23 protein-coding genes are annotated in these 22,061 nt (G+C 70.0%); 13 read left to right on the forward strand and 10 right to left on the reverse strand.

From position 1 onward, the window contains the following. Positions 1-301 precede the first annotated feature (301 nt). Positions 302-469 (forward strand): DUF3117 domain-containing protein, encoded by a 168-nt coding sequence (locus tag OHB00_RS33185; protein ID WP_004950282.1) that lies wholly within the window; start codon positions 302-304, stop codon positions 467-469. Positions 470-557: 88 nt separating this feature from the next. Here OHB00_RS33185 and OHB00_RS33190 read toward each other — a convergent pair whose 3' ends face one another. Next, positions 558-1,241 carry an O-methyltransferase gene (locus tag OHB00_RS33190; protein ID WP_406440252.1) on the reverse strand — a complete coding sequence of 228 codons (684 nt, stop codon included), beginning with the start codon at positions 1,239-1,241 and terminating at the stop codon, positions 558-560. A 250-nt stretch (positions 1,242-1,491) separates the two neighbouring features. On the opposite strand from OHB00_RS33190, the gene sigE reads away from it, so the two are divergent. The 5 genes from sigE (at position 1,492) to OHB00_RS33215 (ending at position 5,480) form a co-directional block, all read left to right on the forward strand. Beyond that, a complete protein-coding gene (gene sigE / locus OHB00_RS33195; RefSeq protein WP_406440254.1) occupies positions 1,492-2,208 on the forward strand; it encodes an RNA polymerase sigma factor SigE in 717 nt (238 codons plus the stop codon). Beyond that, positions 2,205-3,176 carry a zf-HC2 domain-containing protein gene (locus OHB00_RS33200; RefSeq protein WP_406440256.1) on the forward strand — a complete coding sequence of 324 codons (972 nt, stop codon included), beginning with the start codon at positions 2,205-2,207 and terminating at the stop codon, positions 3,174-3,176. The genes sigE and OHB00_RS33200 overlap by 4 nt, the downstream gene beginning before the upstream one ends. 155 nt (positions 3,177-3,331) lie before the next feature. Then, positions 3,332-3,925, forward strand: a complete 594-nt coding sequence (locus OHB00_RS33205; RefSeq protein ID WP_406440257.1) for a trypsin-like peptidase domain-containing protein — start codon at positions 3,332-3,334, stop codon at positions 3,923-3,925. A 201-nt stretch (positions 3,926-4,126) separates the two neighbouring features. After that, the gene (locus tag OHB00_RS33210) at positions 4,127-4,570 is read left to right on the forward strand and encodes a sec-independent translocase (protein WP_406440259.1); all 444 of its coding nucleotides are present in this window, start codon (positions 4,127-4,129) and stop codon (positions 4,568-4,570) included. Between the two features lie 238 nt (positions 4,571-4,808). Then, a complete protein-coding gene (locus tag OHB00_RS33215; protein WP_406440261.1) occupies positions 4,809-5,480 on the forward strand; it encodes a hypothetical protein in 672 nt (223 codons plus the stop codon). Positions 5,481-5,547: 67 nt separating this feature from the next. On the opposite strand, the gene OHB00_RS33220 is transcribed toward OHB00_RS33215, so the two are convergent. Then, on the reverse strand, positions 5,548-8,142 hold the full coding sequence (locus OHB00_RS33220) for a DUF6185 family protein (RefSeq protein WP_406440262.1): 2,595 nt from the start codon (positions 8,140-8,142) through the stop codon (positions 5,548-5,550). Positions 8,143-8,273: 131 nt separating this feature from the next. Here OHB00_RS33220 and OHB00_RS33225 point away from each other — a divergent pair, with 131 nt between their 5' ends. After that, complete coding sequence (locus tag OHB00_RS33225) at positions 8,274-8,696, forward strand: hypothetical protein (protein WP_406440264.1); 423 nt, start codon at positions 8,274-8,276, stop codon at positions 8,694-8,696. A 57-nt stretch (positions 8,697-8,753) separates the two neighbouring features. Here OHB00_RS33225 and OHB00_RS33230 read toward each other — a convergent pair whose 3' ends face one another. From OHB00_RS33230 to OHB00_RS33240, 3 genes are read right to left on the reverse strand one after another with little or no spacing between them, the layout of a single operon-like run. After that, complete coding sequence (locus tag OHB00_RS33230) at positions 8,754-9,887, reverse strand: Mrp/NBP35 family ATP-binding protein (protein ID WP_406440266.1); 1,134 nt, start codon at positions 9,885-9,887, stop codon at positions 8,754-8,756. A 43-nt stretch (positions 9,888-9,930) separates the two neighbouring features. Next, complete coding sequence (locus OHB00_RS33235; RefSeq protein ID WP_406440268.1) at positions 9,931-10,524, reverse strand: DUF1003 domain-containing protein; 594 nt, start codon at positions 10,522-10,524, stop codon at positions 9,931-9,933. Next, positions 10,514-11,842, reverse strand: coding sequence for a magnesium transporter MgtE N-terminal domain-containing protein (locus OHB00_RS33240; protein WP_406440269.1), 1,329 nt, complete (start codon positions 11,840-11,842; stop codon positions 10,514-10,516). Before OHB00_RS33240 ends, OHB00_RS33235 begins: the two co-directional genes overlap by 11 nt. Before the next feature lie 199 nt (positions 11,843-12,041). Here OHB00_RS33240 and OHB00_RS33245 point away from each other — a divergent pair, with 199 nt between their 5' ends. Next, entirely contained in the window at positions 12,042-12,767 is a 726-nt protein-coding gene (locus OHB00_RS33245; RefSeq protein WP_406440270.1) for a hypothetical protein, read from the forward strand. Between the two features lie 333 nt (positions 12,768-13,100). Here the strand turns inward: OHB00_RS33245 and OHB00_RS33250 are convergent, their stop codons facing one another. Beyond that, a complete protein-coding gene (locus OHB00_RS33250) occupies positions 13,101-13,613 on the reverse strand; it encodes a hypothetical protein (protein WP_406440272.1) in 513 nt (170 codons plus the stop codon). 10 nt (positions 13,614-13,623) lie between these two features. After that, complete coding sequence (locus OHB00_RS33255; protein ID WP_406440274.1) at positions 13,624-14,754, reverse strand: magnesium and cobalt transport protein CorA; 1,131 nt, start codon at positions 14,752-14,754, stop codon at positions 13,624-13,626. Between the two features lie 485 nt (positions 14,755-15,239). Here OHB00_RS33255 and OHB00_RS33260 point away from each other — a divergent pair, with 485 nt between their 5' ends. Next, positions 15,240-15,836, forward strand: coding sequence for a suppressor of fused domain protein (locus OHB00_RS33260; RefSeq protein WP_406440275.1), 597 nt, complete (start codon positions 15,240-15,242; stop codon positions 15,834-15,836). 44 nt (positions 15,837-15,880) lie between these two features. On the opposite strand, the gene OHB00_RS33265 is transcribed toward OHB00_RS33260, so the two are convergent. Next, positions 15,881-17,143, reverse strand: coding sequence for an MFS transporter (locus tag OHB00_RS33265; RefSeq protein WP_406440277.1), 1,263 nt, complete (start codon positions 17,141-17,143; stop codon positions 15,881-15,883). Positions 17,144-17,331: 188 nt separating this feature from the next. Between OHB00_RS33265 and OHB00_RS33270 the strand changes: the two genes are divergently transcribed. The 3 genes from OHB00_RS33270 (at position 17,332) to OHB00_RS33280 (ending at position 19,682) form a co-directional block, all read left to right on the forward strand. After that, a complete protein-coding gene (locus OHB00_RS33270) occupies positions 17,332-17,973 on the forward strand; it encodes a DUF6758 family protein (protein ID WP_406440278.1) in 642 nt (213 codons plus the stop codon). Between the two features lie 191 nt (positions 17,974-18,164). Then, positions 18,165-19,028 (forward strand): PHP domain-containing protein, encoded by an 864-nt coding sequence (locus OHB00_RS33275; protein ID WP_406440280.1) that lies wholly within the window; start codon positions 18,165-18,167, stop codon positions 19,026-19,028. Positions 19,029-19,076: 48 nt separating this feature from the next. Then, positions 19,077-19,682, forward strand: a complete 606-nt coding sequence (locus OHB00_RS33280; RefSeq protein WP_406440282.1) for a MarC family protein — start codon at positions 19,077-19,079, stop codon at positions 19,680-19,682. 151 nt (positions 19,683-19,833) lie between these two features. Here OHB00_RS33280 and OHB00_RS33285 read toward each other — a convergent pair whose 3' ends face one another. Next, positions 19,834-19,986 (reverse strand): hypothetical protein, encoded by a 153-nt coding sequence (locus OHB00_RS33285; RefSeq protein WP_089098921.1) that lies wholly within the window; start codon positions 19,984-19,986, stop codon positions 19,834-19,836. A gap of 170 nt (positions 19,987-20,156) precedes the next feature. Here OHB00_RS33285 and OHB00_RS33290 point away from each other — a divergent pair, with 170 nt between their 5' ends. Then, positions 20,157-21,050, forward strand: a complete 894-nt coding sequence (locus OHB00_RS33290; RefSeq protein WP_406440284.1) for an NYN domain-containing protein — start codon at positions 20,157-20,159, stop codon at positions 21,048-21,050. On the opposite strand, the gene OHB00_RS33295 is transcribed toward OHB00_RS33290, so the two are convergent. Further along, a complete protein-coding gene (locus OHB00_RS33295) occupies positions 21,047-21,937 on the reverse strand; it encodes an alpha/beta fold hydrolase (RefSeq protein ID WP_406440286.1) in 891 nt (296 codons plus the stop codon). The two genes, OHB00_RS33290 and OHB00_RS33295, sit on opposite strands and share 4 nt — an antisense overlap. Positions 21,938-22,061: the final 124 nt, after the last annotated feature.

Genomic DNA, 22,061 nt, shown 5'->3' on the forward strand with positions numbered 1-22,061 from the left:
GAGATCGCCGTCGGGGGACCGGACCCGGCATGTGACCTGCGTCAAAGAAAACCGGTGCCGACTCGGTCGGCGTAAGGACGCGAGGCGGCGCAGTATCGCAGTCACATCGCCGAATTGGGTGGTTTTGCTCGCGCGCGTTGCCCAAGCGATGCCGACTGATGTTGGTCATCGGGTCCTGAGATGCGGGATAATGGCTTGGAAGCAATGTGTTCGATGCCGGAGTCGCGTGTCCCGCGAGGACCGTGCGCGCCCTCGGGGGCCGTCGGCAGACGATGAGCTGTTTTCAGGAAGGGGAACCAGCATGGCGGCCATGAAGCCGCGAACGGGTGATGGCCCGCTCGAGGTGACCAAGGAGGGGCGGGGCATCGTCATGCGCGTTCCGCTCGAAGGCGGCGGTCGGCTCGTCGTCGAGCTGACCCCTGACGAGGCCGCGGCACTCGCCGACGCCCTCAAGAACGTCGTCGTCTGAGGCGTCAGCGACCATACCCTTTCGGCGGCCCCGGCATCCCGAGCGGTGCCGGGGCGCTGCCGTCTTCACCGGTCCCCACCGGAGCGGGCTAGCGCTTGACCGCGCACAGCAGGCCGTCACCCACCGGCAGCAGCGACGGCACCAGCTCCGGGCTCTCCCGGACCGTGCGCAGCAGTTCGCGCAGCCGCAGTACCTCGGTCGGCTGTGGCCCCGAGTCGACGGTGCGGCCGTTGGCGAAGACGCCCTCGAAGACCACCAGGCCACCGGGGCGCAGCAGGCGCAACGATTCAGCGAGGTAGTCGGAGTACTCCTGCCGGTCTCCGTCGCAGAAAACCAGGTCGTAGCCGGCGTCCGCGAGGCGGGGGAGCACGTCCAGGGCACGGCCGGGGATGAAGCGGGCCCGGTTGCTGGCGAAGCCGCAGGCGCGGAAGGCCTGCCGGGCGAACTGCTGGTGCTCGGGCTCGGGATCCACGGTGGTCAGCACGCCGTCCGGGCGCATGCCGTGCAGCAGATGCATCCCGGAGACCCCGCACCCCGTGCCGATCTCGGCGACCGCTTTGGCGTCCACGGAGGCGGCGAGCATGCGCAGCGCGGCGCCCGTGCCGGGCGACACCGAGCGCAGCCCTGCCTCGCGGGCCCGGTCACGGGCCCACCGCAGTGCTTCGTCCTCGGCGACAAAGGCGTCGGCGAACGCCCAGCTCGTCTGCCGGTTGCCGGTAATGACCCTCTCCTGTCCCCGTGGTTGCCTGGGCGTGACTGTATCCGTTGGCACCGGGAACCCGCAGATGGGACCGGGCGTTTAGAGGGGTGGAAGACAAGGCGGGGGGACACGAATGGATCACGGTGGAGAGACGGCGGTCGATTACCTGCTGCCGCGGCCGGATGAGCCGTACCAGCAGAGATCAAATTCTCGTAAAACCGCTTATCCGGTGCTAACGGGCGAGGTGGCTATGGTAGGGGCTCCACTGGACACCACCAGAGCCGACAGGGGAGGTGCGGCCGCGCCTGAGGACCGGGGCGGAGTGCTGAGGCGCTTCCTCGGGTCGGCGGGCAGGCCGAAATCCGTGAACGACACCGTTGCTGACCCCAGCCACGCCGACGCGCTCGCCATGGGCGAGGACCGGACCGCGACCTTCTCCAGCGACGCGGACGGGCAGGCATGGACTCCGCCCACGTGGGAGGAGATCGTCAGCACGCACAGCGGCCGCGTCTACCGTCTGGCCTACCGCCTGACCGGAAACCAGCACGACGCCGAGGACCTCACCCAGGAGGTCTTCGTCCGCGTCTTCCGTTCCCTGTCGACCTACTCGCCGGGGACCTTCGAGGGCTGGCTGCACCGCATCACCACCAACCTGTTCCTCGACATGGTCCGCCGCAAGCAGCGCATCCGCTTCGACGCCCTCGGCGAGGACGCGGCCGAGCGCCTGCCGAGCCGCGAGCCCACCCCCTCGCAGGCCTTCAACGACGCGCACTTCGACGCCGACGTCCAGCAGGCCCTGGACACCCTCGCGCCCGAGTTCCGCGCCGCCGTCGTGCTCTGCGACATCGAGGGCCTGTCGTACGAGGAGATCGCCGCGACGCTCGGCGTCAAGCTCGGCACGGTCCGCTCCCGTATCCACCGGGGCCGCTCCCAGCTGCGCAAGGCTCTCGCGCACCGCTCGCCGCAGGCCCGCAAGGCGGAGCGCCGCTCGTTCGTGCCCCGTGTTCCCGCGCTGGGAGGAGGGGGCGCGACCGCGTGAGTGGATCACGATCGAAACCGGCCGAGCGGCAGCTCGCCGAACAGCACCTTGGAGACCGACTCTCCGCCCTGGTGGACGGAGAGCTCGGTCATGAGACGCGTGAGCGCGTCCTGGCCCACCTGGCGACCTGCGCCCGGTGCAAGGCGGAGGCGGACGCGCAGCGCGCGCTGAAGAACGTCTTCGCGGCGGCCGCTCCACCCCCGCCCTCCGAGAGTTTCCTGGCCCGCCTCCAGGGGCTGCCCGCGGGCGGTGACCCGGACGGCGGCGGTTCACCGTTCGGCGGGACGGACCCCTCGGGGCGCGGATCCGACGGCGGGGTCTTCGGCATGAGCCGGGACGACCGATTCGAGTTCGGCTATGTCCCGGCCCGTCCGCACGACCCGGCCGCGGCCGTCGGCCGGGGCTTCCGTATCCACCCCGTCGGCCGTCCGGACAGCGACCGTTCCGCCTCGCGCTCCCTGCGGTTCGCGTTCGTCGCCGCCGGCGCGGTCTCGCTGGCCGCCGTCGCCCTCGGCGGGGTCACCACCGGTCTGCCCGGGGCCCCGGCCGCCGACGCCCGCAGCGGGTCCGGTGGCGGCAGCGTCGCCCCGGCCGGCGCGGCGGGCTCGGGCACGACCGGGGCCGCCGACGCCCAGCGCCGCCGGCTGCACACCCCGCTGCTGTCGTCCGGCACGCTGCTCGGCGGCGCCCCCGCCGTGCCCACCTCGGTCTCCGCGCCGCTGCTGCCCGGAGTGCCCTCAGGGGCCGCCGCGCAGCAGGTGCTGCGGGAACTGACCGCACCGGTGATGGCCGGCGCGGCCGCGGTCTCCCCGCTGATACGGCCGCTGAGCGCCAACCCGCCGTTCTCCCTCACCTCGTGGACCGCCACCCCCGGGGCGACCGGCACCGGCCTGCTCGCCGCACCCCTCCCCGACACCACCTCCGCGCCCTCCCCGTCCCCGTCCCGCTCCTCCCACGCACCCCGCTGACCGGCCTGCCCACCTGCTGAACGGCCCTGCGCGGCGACTCGCGAACCTGGTTGAATCCTGTGAGCCAGCCATGCCCGGGGCACCGCCGCGGGCACGGAGCCGACCTTCCGCGAGCCCGCCCGTGCACAGGGCCGCGGTGAGCCCGCGAGGAGAGCATGGACGAGGGGATACCGACGCCACCGGCGTCACCCGGCGACACCTCCGGCAACGCTCCCTCCGCCCTGCAGAGCGATGCGACCGCGGCGGTGGCACAGCGGCGCCGGTCGGGGAGCCGGCGGACGCTCGTCGTGGGGGCGCTGGTGCTCTCCGTGCTCTCCGGTGCGGCCGGCGGGCTGATCGGCGCCTCTCTGCAGCGCACCGGCGGCCTGGAGACCGTAAAGCTGCCCCAGCCGGGTCCGCCCCCGCCCGGGCGGCCGCCCGGTGATGTCGCCGGAATCGCCGCGCGTGCGCTGCCCAGCGTCGTCACCCTGCACGTCACCGGCACCGGCACCGGCACCGGCGGACAGGCCACCGGCACCGGCTTCGTCCTCGACACCCGTGGGCGGATCCTCACCAACGACCACGTCGTCGCCCCCGCGGGCTCCGCGGGCGGCCGGATAACCGTGACGTTCAGCAGCGGCGTCACCGCCCGGGCCACCGTCGTCGGCCGCGATGCCGGCTACGACCTCGCCGTCGTCCAGGTGCACGGCGTGCCCGGCCTCACCCCGCTGCCGCTCGGCAACCACCCCCGCTTCTCGGACAGGAACTGACAGAAACCTCACAGCCAGGGCCCCACTCGTGCCCCGACTAGGCAAACAACCCGGAAAACCGGTCGTACACACGCAGTCGGACACCTCGGGGCAGTACCGGTCGGACAGGTCCGCCGGGTACCGTGGACCCGGCCCGGACCACGGAACACCCGCAACAGCGACCGGAGGGCCGAGGACCGAGGACATCGCAAGGAGCTTCAGGTGTTCAATGACATAGGACCACTAGAGCTGGTGACGATCGTTGTCCTTGCCGTGCTCGTCTTCGGTCCGGACAAGCTCCCGAAGGTCATCCAGGACGTCATGCGGACCATCCGCAAGATCCGGGAGTTCTCGGAGAGCGCCAAAGAGGACATCCGGCAGGAACTCGGCCCGGAGTTCAAGGACTTCGAGCTGGAGGACCTCAACCCGAAGACCTTCATCCGCAAGCACCTGGACAGCGACGAGCTGGGGCTGAAGGAGATCCGCAACGGCTTCGACCTGAAGAAGGAGATGGCCGAGGTCACGGAGGCGGTGCACAGCCGCGACACCGACCCCTCGCCGTCGTCCTCCGGGAGCGGTTCGTCGGGGAGCGGCCGGATCGACATGACCAAGAAGCCGGATGATCCGGGCAACGAGCGTCCGCCGTACGACGCGGACGCCACCTGAGTCCGGATCACCGACCCGCACGAGAGCGGCGCACGTGACGCGTTTCATAGCGCGTGTGCGCCGCTCATACGTCTCTTACAGCCCGAACCCGCCGCCCGTGCGACCCACGCACCGGGCGGTTTCGCTGCTGGTCCCGGCGGTGTCGATATGCTGCCGAGTTGTTGTGCGGACCGGACGAGTGCGCCCGAAGGGGGGCGGGCCGCCCCGGACCGACGAGAACTAGGAGGCGTCCGGACAGATGGAGACGACAAGTCGGGTGGACGGACAGGCGCCGGTCGCGGAGGACGAGCAGCAGGTCCCCTACGCCCGCCGCGCGGTCGGCGGCTACCTTGAGGCGCCCTTCCCCTGGTACGGCCTCGACGAGGCGTTCACGGGGCCGCGCTGGCTGATGCAGGTGGGTGTGGCGGCCGACGGTGCGGTGGAGCACGGGTCGATCGGACACGGCGACGAGCCGTCGGTGCGCAACGAGCATCTCGCCGCGTCCGTCGGTGAGCCGCGGGAGAAGTTCGCGGTCGTCGTGACCGTCGCGGCGAGTCCGTCCCGGCGGAGCGCCGACGGTACGGGGCTGCTGGAGGCCACGTCGGTGTCCTCCGCCGCGTGGCTGGCCGGGGTCGGGCTGCTGTCCTTCACCTGGCCGGGGCAGATGGACCACAGTCTGCGCGACGACTGGCTGGAGCAGCAGACCGAGACGGCGTGGGAGCTGGCCGACGACCTGACCGGGCCGGAGTGGTCGACGCTCTCGCTGCCGGTGGACGGGGTGGCCACGCCGTTCCACTACCGGGAGTCGGAGTTCGGGTGGGTGCTCGCCGGGTCCACGGAGGAGGGCGTGCACCTCGGGGCGTACGGGCGGGGGATGTCGGCTTATGGGCTGGGGTTCGCGGTGATCAAGGACATCACGACGTACGCCTGACGGTTGCCGGTCACCGCCCCGCGCTCCGAGGAGGTGGGGCGGCAACGGAGTCTGCTTCCCCGGTCCTTCAGGGGATCTTGATGAATCCCTTGAGGATCGCTGCGACCGCCGCGAGCTGGGCGAGGAGATAGGCGAGCTGTCCGGACAGGCCCCGCAGCCGGTGGATCGAGACCAGGAGGGCGAAACGACTGGGCCAGTACTGCCGTTCCTCCTTCAATGTCAATGTGTCCATCCAGAGGCCGGTGAGGGTGAGGATGAACAGCATGACGAGGGAATACAGGAGCAGCATGGTGGGGTCCGAGTCGATGAATGTGGTGAGCAGAGCGGCCAGTACGGCCGGCATGATGTAGGCGAAAGTAAGGGTCCATGCCCGAACCGCGCTCTGGCGGCCTGGTAGCAGACGCCAGAGGGCACCGAGGACGAATCCGGCGCCGACCCACGCCGTCTGAAAGGTGATGAGCCCGGCGACGAGGTTCGGAACCGCGGTGGGCTCGAACGGGAGTTGCTGCCCGCTGTACTTGTCGTGTGACTCGACTTCGAGCAGGATGAAACTGGCCGGAACCCCGAAGCAGAACGCCAGACGTGCGCCCCGCACCGCGTTGGGCCACCAATGGGTTTCCGGCCCCCAGGCCAGAGCGACGTCGAGAATGGAAATCTGGCACGGCGGATTCTTCTTCAGGCATCGCTCGACCAACCAGCGGCGCAGCCCGCGCAGCTGCTCCTCCAATTGCTCGCACGTCACGCCGCTGGCGCGCCCCTGATCCGCCAGTTTCAGTTGATGGTTGAGATTGCGATACTGGTGAACCTTTTCCATCAATTCGCCCCGGTTGTTTGCTCCAGGTCTGTGCATGTGAAAAAGGTATCCCGTCCTGCTCAGCACCGACCAGCGTCGCCCTGCGGCAAGGACGGCGAAGAGCGAGAGGATGTTCAGTACGAACCAGATGCCGTACTGGGCGTTGTAGCTGGCGAACTTTGCCCCCCTCATGCCCACGGTCAGGGAAAAAAGTGCAGCGATCAGCAGGAGGTCGGGCTTGTCCGGTCCGAAGGGGATGTACTCCATTTTGCTGCTCACCCGAGCCCGTTGGGCGGTGAAGTGCAGTTTCAGCAGGGCGAGGAGTGCGATACCGGCCAGGAACCAGCTGTAGGCGAAGATCCATGTGAGTTCCGTGGAGGGGAAATTCGCCAGCGCTTTTCCGATGTAGTTTTCGCGTGCTGCGGAGTTGTCTTGGTCGATGAGCCAGGTCACGCGTTCCCACTGATTTTCGCTTGCCCAGAGGAGACTCCAGAGAAGGCCTCCGGCGACCAGTCCCAGCAGGGCTGAGACGACGGCGACGCAGACAACCGGCTTTTCGTCCCACTTGCGGGACCAGTCGGCGGGGACCAGTCCTCCTTCGCGGGCGAAGCGCCAGGTCCAGGCGGCCATGGCGGCAAGCCACAGCCACACCGTCGTGAGGCCCATGAGGATGTACCCGACCTCGCCCGGGACGTCCGGTGCTTCTGCTTTCTTGGGAACCAGGCTCTCGGGCAGGTCGAAAAGTTCGTGGCCGAGGATCACCAGGATGCCCGCCGTCGCCATGACCGAGGCGAACCCGATGACGGTGTATGCCTGGCGGCGCCGTCGGCTTCCGGAGCCGTCGGGCGACTGGGCTCTCGGGGTTGCGGGGTGGTGCCAGGGGCGGGCGACAAGGATCAAGGCCAGGCCGACAGCGATGCAGACGAGCGTGTGGGGTCCCGGGTTCTCGGGTTCCGGCTCGCGGATGAACAGCAGCAGCGTCAGGGCGACCGCACCACTGAGCAGCGCCCACTGCAGAACCGGTTGCGCGAGGCCCTGCCCGCCTCCGAACATGCCGACCCGTCGGACGGGCCCTGGCGCCCCGGCAGCGGGAGACCCGTACGGACGTCGGGCGCGGCGGGCGGCCAGGGCGAGGAGGCCGGAGGCGAACACCCACCAGGTGGCAATGCCCGCTGGTTTCCAGATCGACTGATCCCACAGCAGGGGGAAAGACCGCTGCCACGGCAGATCTACGGCGATGCATTTCCCGGGGCAGATTCCCCCGGGTGACTGCGTCGACCACACCACTTTGGCCTTGTCGACGTACGACGTCTGGCCATAGTGTTCGAAGTTGAGGTCCCCCAGCTCGGCCTCCACACTCCATCGGGCTTTGCGTAACGTCGTCGGCCGGAGGTCAACCTCCCATTTCGCGCCTTTTTTCCTGGGCTTTTTGATCTCCCATGGGCCGAGCCGGTAATCCTGATGGGCCTTGATCCAGGTGACGGACTTGTAAGCCACCTTCACCCTGTCGCCGCTTGAGGTGGCGACAGGATCGGTAGGCCGCCATTCAGTCGTGCGCAGTGCATGGTCCGGCCCGCGCAGCAGGCAGCTCATTGCTTTCTGGTAGGCGGCGGAATCTTTGCTGAATGTCAGCTGGTTTGCCATGCTCCATTCCCGTACAGGAACCTCGACCGTCATGTCCGAGGACACCTCTACGAAATTTCTGCCGTGCTGATGGAAGCGGATGGCGGCGTCCACCGTACCGGCGTTGAGCCGTTCCTCCTGGCAGTCGTCGTGACTGTTCGGGTGCGCTTCCGCGGAGCCGCACCCCCACCACGTGACCGCCAGGACCAGCAGCGACAGCAGTCGCCACCACCGGACACCCCTCATGCGCTGCCACCTCCCGCCAAGGAATTTAGTGACGGTGTCCGGGGGTGACCTGCACAGACACGCAGAGACGGAGTTGCGCCACCCCTTCGCCCCAGTCGGCGGAATGGAAGGAAAACAGTCCGGGGCTGATAATGGAATCCGATGACCGTCAGGTGGTTGACGGAGGAATTATGACGGACATAAACGTTTCCGCTGCGCGGACTTCACTTCCGCACTTCGAAGAAGCCGAGCCGCTGGGCCCCCAGGATGCGGAGTTCGTCCGGGAACTGGCGGCGGTGCTGGCCAAACACGGCAACCTGAACCGTTTCGGCCTCTGCCTGTTGCACGATCATTTTCCGATCGCCGCGGACGAGGTGCTGGTGGAGACGAACGACTCCGCGGCCCGCACGCTCCACGCGCGCGTGGAGAAGGCAGAGGGCACCCGGCACATCAAGGCCTCGCAGTGGCGCTTCCTGTCGCACGACCGGGAAGACCAGGGCGGGGAGCCCGGAGAAGGCTCCTACCAGGTGCTCATGTTGTGCCTCACTCAGGACCTGTGCCCAGGGAGCGACTAGCGACCGAAGGGGCCGCCGAGCCCTCCGAGCCCGGCGCCCCCTTCGTTGTGCAGGCGGCTAGAACTTGTTGCGCGGCGTGATGCCCAGGGACATGCCGGACAGACCCCGCTGGCGTCCTCCCAGCTTGCCGGCGATGCCGAGCAGGGCCGCTGCCGCCGGGCTGTCCGGGTCGGTCAGGACGACCGGCTTGCCCTCGTCGCCGCCTTCGCGGAGGCGGACGTCGATGGGGATGTTGCCGAGGACGGGGACGGTCGTGCCCGTCGTGCGGGTGAGGCCGTCGGCGACCAGCTGGCCGCCGCCCGTACCGAAGACGTCGACCATCTCGCCGCAGTGCGGGCAGGGCAGGCCGGACATGTTCTCGACGACGCCGACGATCTTCTGGTGGGTCTGGACCGCGATGGAACCGGCCCGCTCGGCGACCTCCGCCGCCGCCTGCTGAGGCGTGGTCACGACCAGGATCTCGGCGTTGGGGACCAGCTGGGCGACCGAGATGGCGATGTCTCCGGTGCCGGGCGGCAGGTCGAGGAGGAGGACGTCCAGGTCACCCCAGTAGACGTCCGCGAGGAACTGCTGGAGGGCGCGGTGCAGCATCGGGCCGCGCCAGACGACCGGCGCGTTGCCCGGGGTGAACATGCCGATGGAGATGACCTTCACGCCGTTCGCCGACGGCGGCATGATCATGTTCTCGACCTGGGTGGGGGTGCCGTCCGCGCCGAGCATGCGCGGGACCGAGTGGCCGTAGATGTCCGCGTCGACCACGCCCACCTTGAGGCCGTCGGCGGCCATCGCGACGGCGAGGTTGACCGTGACCGACGACTTGCCGACACCGCCCTTGCCGGAGGCGACCGCGTAGACGCGGGTGAGGTTGCCGGGCCTGGCGAAGGGGACCTCGCGCTCGGCCTGGCCGCCGCGCAGGGCGGTGGCCAGCTCCTTGCGCTGCTCGTCGCTCATCACGTCCAGAGTGACGTCGACCCCGGTGACCCCCTCGACCCGGGAGACCGCCTCGGTGACGCGCTGGGTGATCGTGTCGCGCATGGGGCAGCCGGAGACCGTCAGGTACACGGTGACCGCGACCGCGCCGTCCTTCCCGATCACCACCGATTTGACCATCCCCAGTTCGGTGATGGGCCGGTTGATCTCGGGGTCGTTCACCGTCGCCAGTGCCTCGCGCACCGCGTCTTCGCTAGCCATACCAACGATGGTACGGCGCGGCACAGGCCCCCTATAACGCTCCTCAGCGGTCGTCTACGTCACGCCTCGCCGACCGTTCTGCCGGGAATACGGCATGTTCGTGATGCCCGTCCCGCCGCTCGCCCATCTCTTTCAACAGGTCCTGGAGCTCGGAGCGGATCCAGTCCCGGGTCGCCACCTCGCCCAGGCCCATGCGCAGGGCGGCGATCTCCCGGGTCAGGTACTCGGTGTCGGCGATGGACCGCTCGTTCTGCTTGCGGTCCTGTTCGAGGTTGACCCGGTCGCGGTCGTCCTGCCTGTTCTGCGCGAGCAGGATCAGCGGGGCCGCGTAGGAGGCCTGCAGGGACAGGGCCAGGGTCAGGAAGATGAACGGATACTCGTCGAAGCGCAGGCGGCCGGGCGCCGCGATGTTCCACAGCACCCAGAGGATGATCACGAACGTCATCCAGACGATGAACCGTCCGGTGCCCAGGAAGCGGGCGATGCGTTCCGACAGCCGTCCGAAGGCCTCCGGGTCCCACTCGGGCAGCAGTCTGCGCCGCGGCGGGCGCGGCTGGTCCAGCCGGGCGCGCGGCCGGGTGGCGGCGGTGGCGCCGGACGGCGTCCGCTCACGGGTGCTCTCACGCTCAGGCGCCATGGATCCCCGCCCCCTTCTCCGGCGTCTTCTCCGGCGCCTTCGTCTCCGCCGGCTCCCCCTCGGCCAGGTGGAACTCGGTCTCCCGCCAGTCCTCCGGCAGCATGTGATCGAGGACGTCGTCCACGGTCACCGCGCCGAGCAGCGACCCCGCCTCGTCCACCACGGGCGCCGCGACCATGTCGTACGTGGCGAAGAACCCGGCGATGACCGGGAGCGTGGCGTCGGGGGCGAGGGGCTGCAGATCGTCGTCGACGACCAGCGAACTGACCAGGGTGTACGGGGGATCGCGCAGCAGTCGCTGGAAGTGCACGGTGCCCAGGTACTTGCCGGTCGGGGTCTCGTCGGGCGGCCGGCAGACGTAGACCTGGGCGGCGAGGGCCGGGGAGAGGTCGGGGTTGCGGACCCGGGCGAGGGCGTCGGCGACGGTGGCGTCCGGACGCAGGACGATCGGTTCGGTGGTCATCAGACCGCCCGCCGTGTGTTCCTCGTACGACATCAGGCGCCGCATCTCGGCCGCGTCCGCCGGCTGCATGAGGCTCAGCAGCCGTTCCTTGTCGGCTTCGGGGAGTTCGGCGAGCAGGTCGGCCGCGTCGTCCGGGTCCATGGCCTCCAGGACGTCCGCCGCCCGCTCCTCCTTCAGCTTGCCGAGGATCTCGATCTGGTCGTCCTCGGGGAGCTCTTCGAGCACGTCGGCCAGCCGGTCGTCGTCGAGTGCCGCGGCCACCTCGGCGCGGCGCTTGGCGGAGAGGTGGTGCAGCACGTTGGCGAGGTCGGCGGGGCGCAGCTGCTCGAAGGTGGCGAGCAGACTCTCGGCGCCCTGGCCGTGCTCCTCCAGGGAGAACCCGCTCACCTGTGTCCACTCCACGGTGAGCGTCTCCCCCCGGGTCCGCCGGAAGGTTCCTGTCCTTCCCTTGCGGACGAAGACCCGGTCGATCTCCCAGTCCCGGCGGGCCGGCAGCTGCTGCACGGCGAGGTCGAGGACGGTGACCTCCTCGCCGGTCTCGACCAGCTGGACACGGCGGTCGAGGAGCTCGCCGAAGACCAGGCGTTCGGTGGGGCGCTGCTCGAAGCGGCGGACGTTCAGCACGCCGGTGGTGATGACCTGGCCGGACTCGACACCGGTCACCCGGGTCATGGGCAGGAAGATGCGGCGCCGGGTGGACAGTTCGACGACCAGGCCGAGCAGCCGGGGCGGGCGGCGGCCGACGCGCAGCATGACGACGAGGTCGCGGACGCGGCCCACCTGGTCACCGGCGGGATCGAAGACGGGAACACCGGCGAGGTGCGAGACGAAGACACGGGGAGCGCCGGCTGCCATGGGGTTGCTTCCTTTTCCTGCCTGAGTGCTGCTTGCGTGGTTTTCAGTCCCTTTCACCCGCCCGGTGGGCTTCAGGCTAGCCCGTACCGATCGGATACGCCCTGGTGGGCGGTCCGGACGGACTGGCTCCGCCGGGCGGCTGGGGCACCGGTACGCTGCGGTACGCCCTGCCGGACCCCTCAGGAAGGTGGCCCCGTCCGTGACCGCGATCGCTCCGGGCCGTACTCGCCACGCCGCACTGGTCACCGCCGTGTGCGCACTGGCCGTCCTCACCGGATGCGGCGGAGATCCGGACGCCGGCACGAACGGGGTGGGCAAGCTGGCGCCGGCCGCGATCCAGTCGAAGACGCGGGCGGCGGCATCGTCGGTGGCGACGGTACGGATGGCGGGGACGGTGGTCACGAGCGGGCGTACGTACCGGCTGGACATGCGCCTGAACGAGGACGGCGGGACGGGGTCGGTGACGTCGAAGGACTCGACGTTCCAGCTCCTGCGGGTCGGCGACACGCTGTATCTGCAGGCCGACGCGGCGTTCTGGAACCACGCCGACGGCAGCGACACGACCGCCGCGACCAAGCTCGACGGCAAGTACGTCAAGGTGCCGCGGACGGACCCCGCGTACAAGAAGTTCAGCGGCTTCACGGACAAGGACGTCCTCCTCTCGGGCCTGCTGACCCTGCACGGTTCGCTTTCGGCGGCCGGTCACCACGAGCAGTCGGGTACCCCCACCATCCGCATCACCGGCGACGGCGGCTCCGGGGGCACCCTCGACGTCTCCCTGCAGGGCAAGCCCTACCCCCTCCGCCTGCAGCGCGGCGGCGGCGCGGGCACCCTCACCTTCTCCGACTGGGGTAAGGACTTCAGCGTGATCGAACCGGAGAAGGGTGAGACGGTCGACTACGGGAAGCAGCTGCCCACGTCGTAGGGGGCGGCGGGGTGGCGTCGGGCTTCCGGTGAGTCCGGCACCGCCGGTCGGCGCCGCGGGGGTCGAGCGCCGTGGCGGCGGATTCAGGGGACCGGCGGTTTCGAAGGACCTGCGGATCCAGGGGCCGGCGGTCTGGAGAACCGGCGGTCAGCGGGGTCGATGGGGGCGGTGGGTCGCAGGGCCGGTGGGGCTGTGTGGCCGGCGGGTTCGGGGTTGGGGCAGGGGAATTGTCGGGCGGGGCAGGCGGTGCCCGGTGGGTTTCTGAGTTCCGCCGCAACGCCGGTGCGCCCCGACGGTCGTGCTCGGCGGTGCCGAACTCTGGCCGGGCTTCGTTTACTTGGGCTTTCGGCGCTTGGAAAGCAGCCGTGGCAGGGCGGCCGGGACCGGATGCCGGGTCGTTGCCGGGGAGGGGAGCGGAGCCGCTGCCAGGTTCCCCTCCGGCAGGGGCGAGGTCGCCCCCGTCGGCGTCAGGCGCAGCACCCTGCACTCCCTCGCCCAGCGGTCGGTCATCGCCTCGCCGTCGGGGGCGTTGAGGCGTTTGCCCTTCAGTTCGGCCACCGCCGCGTCCCACTCCGGGGTGCCGGCCGTCAGTTCCGCGACCGTCGCCGTCCAGGTGACCAGTCGGCCGCCCTTGTCCTTGCTGCGGACGGTCACCTCCGCCGACCCCCCGTCGGTCAGCTCACCCAGCGGCTGCTCGGCCCCGTCACCGACCAGGCACACGCCTCCGTCGGCCCACGCATGCCACACCGCACGCGCGGCCGCCGCCCCCGCGCCCCGCACCCAGATGAGGCCGGACTTCTTGGTGGCCTCCTCGACGAGGGCCTGGTCGAGCAGCTGACTTGTCATGGCGCCCAGCCTAGAGCCAGCCGTTGCGCTTGAGCGTGCGGTGGATGCCGAGGCAGATGCAGACCGTGACGCCCATGATCACCGGGTAGCCGTACTTCCAGTGCAGCTCCGGCATGTACGTGAAGTTCATGCCGTACACACCGCACACCATCGTCGGCACGGCGATGATCGCGGCCCATGCCGTGATCTTCCGCATGTCCTCGTTCTGCGCCACGGACGCCTGCGCGAGGTTGGCCTGGAGGATGGAGTTGAGGAGTTCGTCGAAGCCGACGACCTGCTCCTGGACCCGGGCGAGGTGGTCGGCGACGTCCCGGAAGTACTTCTGGATGTCCGGGTCGACCAACCGCATGGGGCGTTCGCTCAGCAGCTGCATCGGGCGGAGCAGGGGCGACACCGCCCGCTTGAACTCCAGCACCTCGCGCTTGAGTTGGTAGATCCGCGCCGAGTCGACACCCCGGGACACCCCGCCCTTGCGGCCCGGCGTGAAGACCTCGGTCTCGACCTCGTCGATGTCGTCCTGCACGGCGTCGGCGACGGCGACGTAGCCGTCCACGACGTGGTCGGCGATGGCGTGCAGCACGGCGGAGGGACCCTTGGCGAGCAGCTCGGGGTCGTCCTGGAGCCGGTGCCGCAGCGCCCGCAGGGAGCCCTGCCCGCCGTGCCGGACGGTGATGAAGAAGTCCCGGCCGGTGAAGCACATGACCTCACCGGTCTCCACGACCTCGCTGGTGGCGGTGAGCTGGTCGTGCTCGACGTAGTGGATGGTCTTGAAGACGGTGAAGAGCGAGTCGTCGTAGCGTTCGAGCTTCGGGCGCTGGTGGGCCTGGACCGCGTCCTCGACGGCCAGCGGGTGGAGGCCGAACTCGCTCGCGATACCGGCGAATTCGGCCTCGGTCGGCTCGTGCAGGCCGATCCACACGAACCCGCCGTCACGGCGCACCAGCCGCATCGCCTCGTGCGGGGTCAGCGGCTTGCCCGTCTCGACACGGGCGCCGTCACGGTAGACGGCGCAGTCGACGACGGCCGACGGCGTGCCGGGGTCGCGGGTGGTGTCGTACGCGCCGCTGTCCGGGCGCAGGCTCTTGCGCAGCGAGGGGCGGGAGGGGCGGACCACGGCACGGAGGTCGCGGATCATCGACATGGGCAGGCTCCTTCGCGACAGGCAGCGGAGGACCGCCGGCGAACGGGTGGAACTACCCGGAATGGGGACGTCCTGGCTTCGGATGTTTGGCACGTCCACAAAGCGGGGAGCACCGCACCGTTGCGGTGGCGACTTCGCTACTGATTCAGATCAGACGAACGGATCCAGACAGATCCGGAAGGGACCGGTCAGAAGGATCGGGCAAGCGAAACGAAGTGCTCTTCCGAACGACAACGCGCACGAGAAGGCGGCAGCCAGCCAGAGAAGAATTCAGAGGCCGGAAGAGCGAGTGGTACTGCACGGGTGACTTCGATCCATGACAGCCCCACCTCCTCCAGCCGGTCCCTCGTAAGGGAGTCCTGTCGGCGTCGGGGTCTGACCGCGACGCGCTGCGTGCTGCCCCGAACCACCGCGGCCAGAGTAGCAGTAGCCCTCAGTGTCAAGGCGCCGCTTTGCCCGGCACTGACGAGTTCTATGCTCGCGCCATGGCTGAAGTTCTTCCTCTGGTCGAAGCCCGGTTGACCACCGCACTGGGCGAACCGGACGCGCGCGCGGCGGTCACCTTCCTCGGCACGGACCGCATCGAGGTGCTCCGCTTCCACGAGGATCTCCAGGGCGAGAACGTCGTCCGCTACGCCACGCTCGGCATGTCCGCGCACCCCATGGCCGACCCCACGGCCATGGTCGCGGACCCGGTGAAAGGACCGCGCGCAGAGCTGGTCCTGTCGGTCCGGGCCGGGCTCGCCGAGACCGACAAGGTGCTGCGCGCGCTCGCCGTACTCGCCGCGTCACCGCAGGTGGAGGGCCTGGTCGTGACGCCCGGCGCGTCGCTGGACGTCGGCGACCCGCTGTGGCCGGGGGCACCCTTCACCTCCGTCCTGGTCGGCGAGCCGGGCGGTCTCGTCGAGGATCTGGAGCTGGACGCGCCTCTCGATCCCGTACGGTTCCTGCCGCTGCTGCCGATGACTCCGAACGAGGCGGCCTGGAAACGCGTGCACGGCGCCGAGGCCCTCCAGGAGCGCTGGCTCGCCAACGGGACGGACCTCCGGGACCCGCACCGGACGTCCGTCCCGCTGGACTGAGCGGCGCTTGGTGAGCAAGCTCACCAAGCGCCGCTCGCCGGGAGTCAGTTGGCAAAGACCGTGACGCTGTCCTCCGTGGCGTGCCGCGGTTCCAGTTCCTCGGCGATGGGGGTCCCCCCGTTCGAGCGAAGTCGAGAGTGGGGGAGCGTGAGAGCGTTCCGTCGTACCAGCACCACCACCGCGCCCAGGACCGCGGTGACCGCCGCGACCACGAACGGGACGTGGATGTCGGTCCACTCCTCGATCTTCGGCGCGAAGTAGGGCGCGGCCGCCGCGGCGAACCAGCGGACGAAGTTGTAGCCCGCGCTCGCCACCGGGCGTGGCGCGTCCGACACGCCGAGGGCCAGTTCGGTGTAGACGGTGTTGTTCACGCCGATGAACGCGCCGGACAGGATCGTGCAGACGACGGCCGCGGTGTGGCCGCCGTAGCCGAGGACGAGGACGTCGGCGGCGAGCAGGACCAGCGAGCCGCCGAGCACCTTCAGGGACCCGAACCGCCGCTGCATGCGCGGGGCGACGACCACGGAGAAGAGCGCGAGCAGCACACCCCAGGCGAAGAACACCGCGCCCGAGCGGTACGGGGTCATGTTCAGCACGAACGGGGTGAAGGCCAGCACCGTGAAGAACGTGTAGTTGTAGAAGAAGGCGGAGACGGCCGCGGAGGCGAGACCGCCGTGGCCCAGCGCCCGGATCGGGTCCAGGATCGAGGTCTTGCGGGCGGGCTTCGGCTGCTCCTTCAGGAACGCGGTGATGCACAGGAAGCCGATCGCCATCAGCGTGGCGGTGCCGAAGAAGGGGTAGCGCCAGCTGATGTTGCCGAGCACCGCGCCCAGCAGCGGGCCGCACGCCATGCCGAGGCCGAGCGCCGACTCGTAGAGCAGGATCGCGGCGGCGCTGCCGCCGGCCGCCGCGCCGACGATGACGGCCAGGGCGGTCGAGACGAACAGGGCGTTGCCGAGCCCCCAGCCGGCCCGGAAGCCGACCAGCTGGCCGACCGTGTCGGACGTGCCGGCCAGACCGGCGAAGACGACCACGAACGCGAGACCGAGAAGCAGGGTCCTGCGGCCGCCGATCCGGCTGGAGACGAAGCCGGTGAGCAGCATCGCCAAGGCGGTGATCAGGAAGTACGAGGTGAAGAGCAGGGAGACCTGACCGGCCGTGGCATCCAGGCCCCTGGCTATCGAGGGCAGGATCGGGTCGACGAGTCCGATGCCCATGAAGGCCACGACGGACGCACCGGCCGTCGCCCACACGGCCTTCGGCTGCCGCAGGATGCCGCCGGCTCCCGTGTCGAACGTGTCCTCCATGCGCTTCCTCCACTCTGTGCCGCGAATGCCTGATGCGGATTCGGTTACGGATTTGGTTGGCGTATACACATAGTAAGTTAGGGGAGCTAATAAATGCAAGACGCATCTAGTTCCCTCGGGTGACTGCTTCCGCCCGGACGGGTGATCGTCCTTGACGTGGGGGATCCTGGGTAGGACCGTGGGGCCCTATGAGGGGCGAACCCAGTTGCCCGAAGTGTGGTGGCCGGGTCAGGGCTCCCGGACTCTTCGCCGACACCTGGCAGTGCGATGTGCACGGGACCGTGCATCCGGTGCAGCCCGTGATCCCGCCCAGCGTCGAGGCCCTCGGTGTGGTGGTGCACCGCACCCAGGTCCCGGTGTGGATGCCCTGGCCGCTGCCGGTCGGCTGGCTGTTCACGGGTGTGGCGTGCGCCGGTGACGACCGCAGCGGAGGGCGCGCGACCGCCGTCGCCTGCTCCGGACCCGCGCCGCTCGGCGGCATAGGGGAGATGATCCTGGTCGCCGAGGAGCTGGGGGTCGGCCTCGGGGCCCGGTACGCGGGGATCGACGCGCCGGATCCCGGACCGTACATGAACGTGGAGAAGCCGCCGCAGGCGAAGGTCCTGGCGGCGGGGCGGCCCGCGCCGATGTGGCATGTCTCCGGCGCGCCGGACGACCGGGCCGTCTTCGCGGGCGAGGCCCGGGGGCTGTGGCTCTGGGCCGTGGTGTGGCCGGAGCAGACCGGGTTGCTGATGTACGACGAGCTGGTGCTGACGGACCTGCGGGACGCGGGGGCCGAGGTGGACCTGGTGCCGTGCGGTGCGTTGTCGCCGCGCCTGCTTGAGCCGTAGGGGCCGGCGGTCGGTCGTGCGCGGGTCGGTGGGGGCTGAGCGCGCAGTTCCCCGCGCCCCTTCGGGGGGCGCGTTGTCCTGTGTGTCGGCTGTACGGGGTGGCCCCCGCTTTCGGGTGTGACAGGGGCACCCCCTGCCGGCCGTTATCCTTGACGCGTCCCCATCCGTCACGGCCCGTTGGAGTCCGCACCGTGCGCATCGACCTGCACTGCCACTCCACCGCTTCCGACGGTACGGACACCCCGGCCGAGCTGGTGCGCAACGCCGCCGCTGCCGGGCTCGACGTCGTCGCGCTGACCGATCACGACACCACCCGCGGGTACGCCGAGGCCATCGCCGCCCGGCCCGAGGGACTCACCCTCGTCACGGGGGCCGAGCTGTCCTGCCGTGTCGACGGCGTCTCCATGCACATGCTGGCCTACCTCTTCGATCCGGAGGAGCCCGCTCTGCTCGCCGAGCGCGAGCTGGTCCGGGACGACCGGGTGCCGCGCGCCCAGGGCATGATCGCCAAGCTGAACGCGCTGGGGGTGCCGGTCACCTGGGAGCAGGTGAAGCGGATCGCCGGGGACGGCTCGGTCGGCCGGCCGCATGTGGCGTCCGCGCTCGTCGAGCTCGGTGTCGTGCCGACCGTGAGCGACGCCTTCACCGAGGAGTGGCTCGCCGACGGCGGCCGGGCCTTCGTGGAGAAGCACGAGACCGACCCCTTCGAGGCGATCCGGCTGGTCAAGGGCGCCGGCGGCGTGTGCGTGTTCGCGCACCCCGGAGCCGCGAAACGCGGGCGTACGGTGCCCGAGGCGGCGATCGCCGAGATGGCCGCGGCCGGTCTCGACGGCATCGAGGTCGAGCACATGGACCACGACGAGGACACCCGGGCACGGCTGCGGGGGCTGGCCGGGGAACTCGGGCTGCTGGTCACCGGGTCCTCCGACTACCACGGCAGCCGTAAGACGGTGACGCTGGGCGAGTACACCACGGACCCCGAGGTGTACGGCGAGATCACCCGACGGGCGACCGGCGCGTTTCCCGTGCCGGGGGCCGGCGGAACCCGAGGCTGAGCCCTCGCCCGCCCAAGTCCCTCACTCCGCAAGGCCTGTACCACCCCCATGTTCGATCTCGCCGTCTTCGGCTCCCTCTTCCTGACCCTGTTCGTCATCATGGATCCCCCCGGGATCACCCCGATCTTCCTCGCCCTCACCGCCGGCCGGCCCGGCAAGGTGCAGAAGCGGATGGCCTTCCAGGCCGTGTGCGTGGCGGGCGGCGTGATCACCGTCTTCGGGCTGCTGGGGCACCAGATCCTGGACTACCTGCACGTCTCCGTGCCCGCGCTGATGATCGCGGGCGGGCTGCTGCTCCTGCTCATCGCCCTGGACCTGCTCACCGGCAAGAACGACGAGCCGAAGCAGACCAAGGACGTCAACGTGGCGCTGGTGCCGCTGGGCATGCCGCTGCTGGCCGGCCCCGGTGCGATCGTGTCCGTCATCCTCGCGGTGCAGAAGGCCGACAGCGTGGCCATGCAGGCGTCCGTATGGACCGCGATCCTCGCCATCCATGTCGTGCTGTGGCTGGTGATGCGCTATTCGCTGCTGATCATCCGGCTCATCAAGGACGGCGGCGTGGTCCTGGTGACACGTCTGGCGGGCATGATGCTCTCCGCCATCGCGGTGCAGCAGATCATCAACGGTGTCACCCAGGTGATCAAGGGCGCGTAGGGCGCCATGTGCGGAGCCCCCGTACGGCGTGGGTGCCGTACGGGGGCTCCGAAGACTGTGCGGTGTTCCGCGTGTCGTCGTTGTGGCTGCTCGTCCGTCGTTGTGCTTGTCGTCGTCTGTCGTTGTGTCTGTCGTCGTCGCGTCGTGCTGTTTACGAAGCCTGGGTCTCGGCCGGTCGGATCCACAGGCGCTGCCCCACGGCGGCGGCCTGCTGCACGATCCTGCTGACGGAGGCGGCGTCCACGACAGTGCTGTCCACGGTGGTGCCGTCGACCTCGTCGAGTCGCATGATTTCGAAGCGCATGGCCTCTCCCTTCGTCGCTGTGTTCCGTACGAGTCAACGGCTTGCGTGTTACAAACATTCCCTACGCTAAAGAAATTTTTCGAACGCCTAATTACCGACCGGTAAGAGTCTTCGGAAGACTGACCGGGACCGGTTGTGTTCGCAGCGTGACCGCCGGGACAATGGAGGCGATGAACGACGACCTCGCCGCCCTCCAGGCCCGTATCGACCGCACGAACGAGCTGCTCACCCGCATGCTCGCCGAAGTGGCCAAGACGCCCTCGACGCACGCCATCTTCGTGGACGCGGGCTACCTCTACGCGGCCACGGGCCGGCTGGCCGCCGGGACGGAGGACCGCCGCGCCTTCGACCTCGACGCCGAGGGGCTGATCGAAGCGCTCATCGACAAGGCGCGCCAGATCTTCGCCGACAGCCGGCTGCTGCGCGTCTACTGGTACGACGGCGCCCGCCGCCGCATCCACACCGCCGAGCAGCAGACCATCGCCGAGCTGCCCGACGTCAAGGTCCGCCTCGGCAACCTCAACGCCAACAACCAGCAGAAGGGCGTGGACTCCCTGATCCGCACGGACCTGGAGTCACTCGCCCGGCACCGCGCCATCAGCGACGCGGCCCTGCTCGGCGGCGACGAGGACCTGGTCTCCGCGGTCGAGGCCGCCCAGGGCTACGGCGCCCGAGTCCACCTCTGGGGCATCGAGGCCCCCGAGGGCCGCAACCAGGCCGAGCCGCTGCTCTGGGAGGTCGACAGCCAGCGCACCCTCGACCTCGAATTCTTCAAGCCGTACGTCTCCCGGCGCACCGCCCCCGCCTACGAGGCCGGCGCCACCAGACCCACCCGCGAGGACGTCCGCTTCGTCGGCGCGCAGATCGCCGCGAAGTGGCTGTCCTCGCGGGGCCGTGACGCGCTCGTCGAACTGCTGCCCGGCCACCCCTACCTGCCGGGGTCCGTCGACCAGGACCTCCTCGTCGAGGCCGAGGGGATGCTCCAGTACTCCCTGCGCGGCCAGGCCGACCTGCGCCGCGCCCTGCGGGACGGCTTCTGGGAGCACCTGCGGACGCAGTACTAGCCCGCGTCGGTGACACCGTCCCAGAAGGCGGCGAGCGCCTCCGCGGTGGCGGCGGGCCGCTCGGTGTTGGGCGAGTGCTCCGCCCCCTCGATGATTGTCCGGCGCGCCCGCAGCCGCAGCGCCATGTCGTCCAGCAGCGGTACCGGCCAGGTGTCGTCCCGGGCGCCGGACAGCACGTGGAACGGCAGCGGTACGGCGGCCAGTTCCGTGACGCGGTCCGGTTCGGTGCACAACTGGCGTCCGGTGGCGATGAGTTGGGCCGGCTTGTTGCCCAGCCAGCGGCGCCGCAGATCCTCGCCGTCCTCCAGGCCCTCGTCCAGCCCGTCCAGATCGTCGAGCTCCTCCGGCGGCTCCATGGCCTGCATGGCCTCCCACACCTCGGCCATCGACATCACGGCGAGCGCGTCCCGCAGCAGCTTCACGCGCTGCTGCTGGGAGGAGGAGATCTGCGCCGGACCCGAGGCCATCAGGGTCAGCGAGCGGAACGGCGACCGGTCGAGGAGCACGGCCGCGCGTGCGATCTGTCCGCCGAGCGAGTGCCCCAGCAGATGCACCGGCCGGCCCGCGCCGACCGCCGCCGTCTGCGCGAGCACGTCCCGCGCCAACTCCTCCTGGGCGTAGGCCGATTCGTCGTCCTGCGGGCCGTCCGACTCGAACTGTCCGCGCCCGTCCACGGCGACCGTCCGGTATCCGCGCCGGCCCAGTGCCTCGTGCAGCAGGTTGAAGTCCTCCTTGCTGCCGGTGAACCCGGGCAGCAGCAGTGCGACCCCCCTGGACGCCACCCCGTCGGCCACGGGCGCGTCGACGACGGCGAACTCACCCCGGTCGGTGGCGAGCGCATAAGCCCGGGCGCCGGCGGGCGGGACGAAGGTACGAGGCCTGCTCATGGGGGAGAGGGTAACCGGAGCGGGGCGACCGGCCGGGGGCCGGTGGGTGAATCCCCGCAGCGGAGCACGGCGGGCCCCGCGGAAACGCCGACGGCCCGGACCACACGGGGTGGTCCGGGCCGTC

This window comes from Streptomyces sp. NBC_00631, from assembly GCF_045206895.1.
Classification (GTDB): domain Bacteria; phylum Actinomycetota; class Actinomycetes; order Streptomycetales; family Streptomycetaceae; genus Streptomyces.

Excerpts from the sequence above, each read along its gene's own strand:
- OHB00_RS33215 (WP_406440261.1), top strand. The coding sequence starts at position 4,809 with ATGGAGACGACAAGTCGGGTGGACGGACAGGCGCCGGTCGCGGAGGAC.
- OHB00_RS33240 (WP_406440269.1), bottom strand. The coding sequence starts at position 11,842 with ATGGCAGCCGGCGCTCCCCGTGTCTTCGTCTCGCACCTCGCCGGTGTT.
- OHB00_RS33270 (WP_406440278.1), top strand. The coding sequence starts at position 17,332 with ATGAGGGGCGAACCCAGTTGCCCGAAGTGTGGTGGCCGGGTCAGGGCT.
- OHB00_RS33260 (WP_406440275.1), top strand. The coding sequence starts at position 15,240 with ATGGCTGAAGTTCTTCCTCTGGTCGAAGCCCGGTTGACCACCGCACTG.
- OHB00_RS33295 (WP_406440286.1), bottom strand. The coding sequence starts at position 21,937 with ATGAGCAGGCCTCGTACCTTCGTCCCGCCCGCCGGCGCCCGGGCTTAT.
- OHB00_RS33255 (WP_406440274.1), bottom strand. The coding sequence starts at position 14,754 with ATGTCGATGATCCGCGACCTCCGTGCCGTGGTCCGCCCCTCCCGCCCC.
- OHB00_RS33230 (WP_406440266.1), bottom strand. The coding sequence starts at position 9,887 with ATGGCTAGCGAAGACGCGGTGCGCGAGGCACTGGCGACGGTGAACGAC.
- OHB00_RS33265 (WP_406440277.1), bottom strand. The coding sequence starts at position 17,143 with ATGGAGGACACGTTCGACACGGGAGCCGGCGGCATCCTGCGGCAGCCG.
- OHB00_RS33220 (WP_406440262.1), bottom strand. The coding sequence starts at position 8,142 with ATGAGGGGTGTCCGGTGGTGGCGACTGCTGTCGCTGCTGGTCCTGGCG.
- OHB00_RS33290 (WP_406440284.1), top strand. The coding sequence starts at position 20,157 with ATGAACGACGACCTCGCCGCCCTCCAGGCCCGTATCGACCGCACGAAC.
- OHB00_RS33235 (WP_406440268.1), bottom strand. The coding sequence starts at position 10,524 with ATGGCGCCTGAGCGTGAGAGCACCCGTGAGCGGACGCCGTCCGGCGCC.
- OHB00_RS33280 (WP_406440282.1), top strand. The coding sequence starts at position 19,077 with ATGTTCGATCTCGCCGTCTTCGGCTCCCTCTTCCTGACCCTGTTCGTC.
- OHB00_RS33285 (WP_089098921.1), bottom strand. The coding sequence starts at position 19,986 with ATGCGCTTCGAAATCATGCGACTCGACGAGGTCGACGGCACCACCGTG.
- OHB00_RS33205 (WP_406440257.1), top strand. The coding sequence starts at position 3,332 with ATGGACGAGGGGATACCGACGCCACCGGCGTCACCCGGCGACACCTCC.
- OHB00_RS33225 (WP_406440264.1), top strand. The coding sequence starts at position 8,274 with ATGGAATCCGATGACCGTCAGGTGGTTGACGGAGGAATTATGACGGAC.
- OHB00_RS33185 (WP_004950282.1), top strand. The coding sequence starts at position 302 with ATGGCGGCCATGAAGCCGCGAACGGGTGATGGCCCGCTCGAGGTGACC.
- OHB00_RS33250 (WP_406440272.1), bottom strand. The coding sequence starts at position 13,613 with ATGACAAGTCAGCTGCTCGACCAGGCCCTCGTCGAGGAGGCCACCAAG.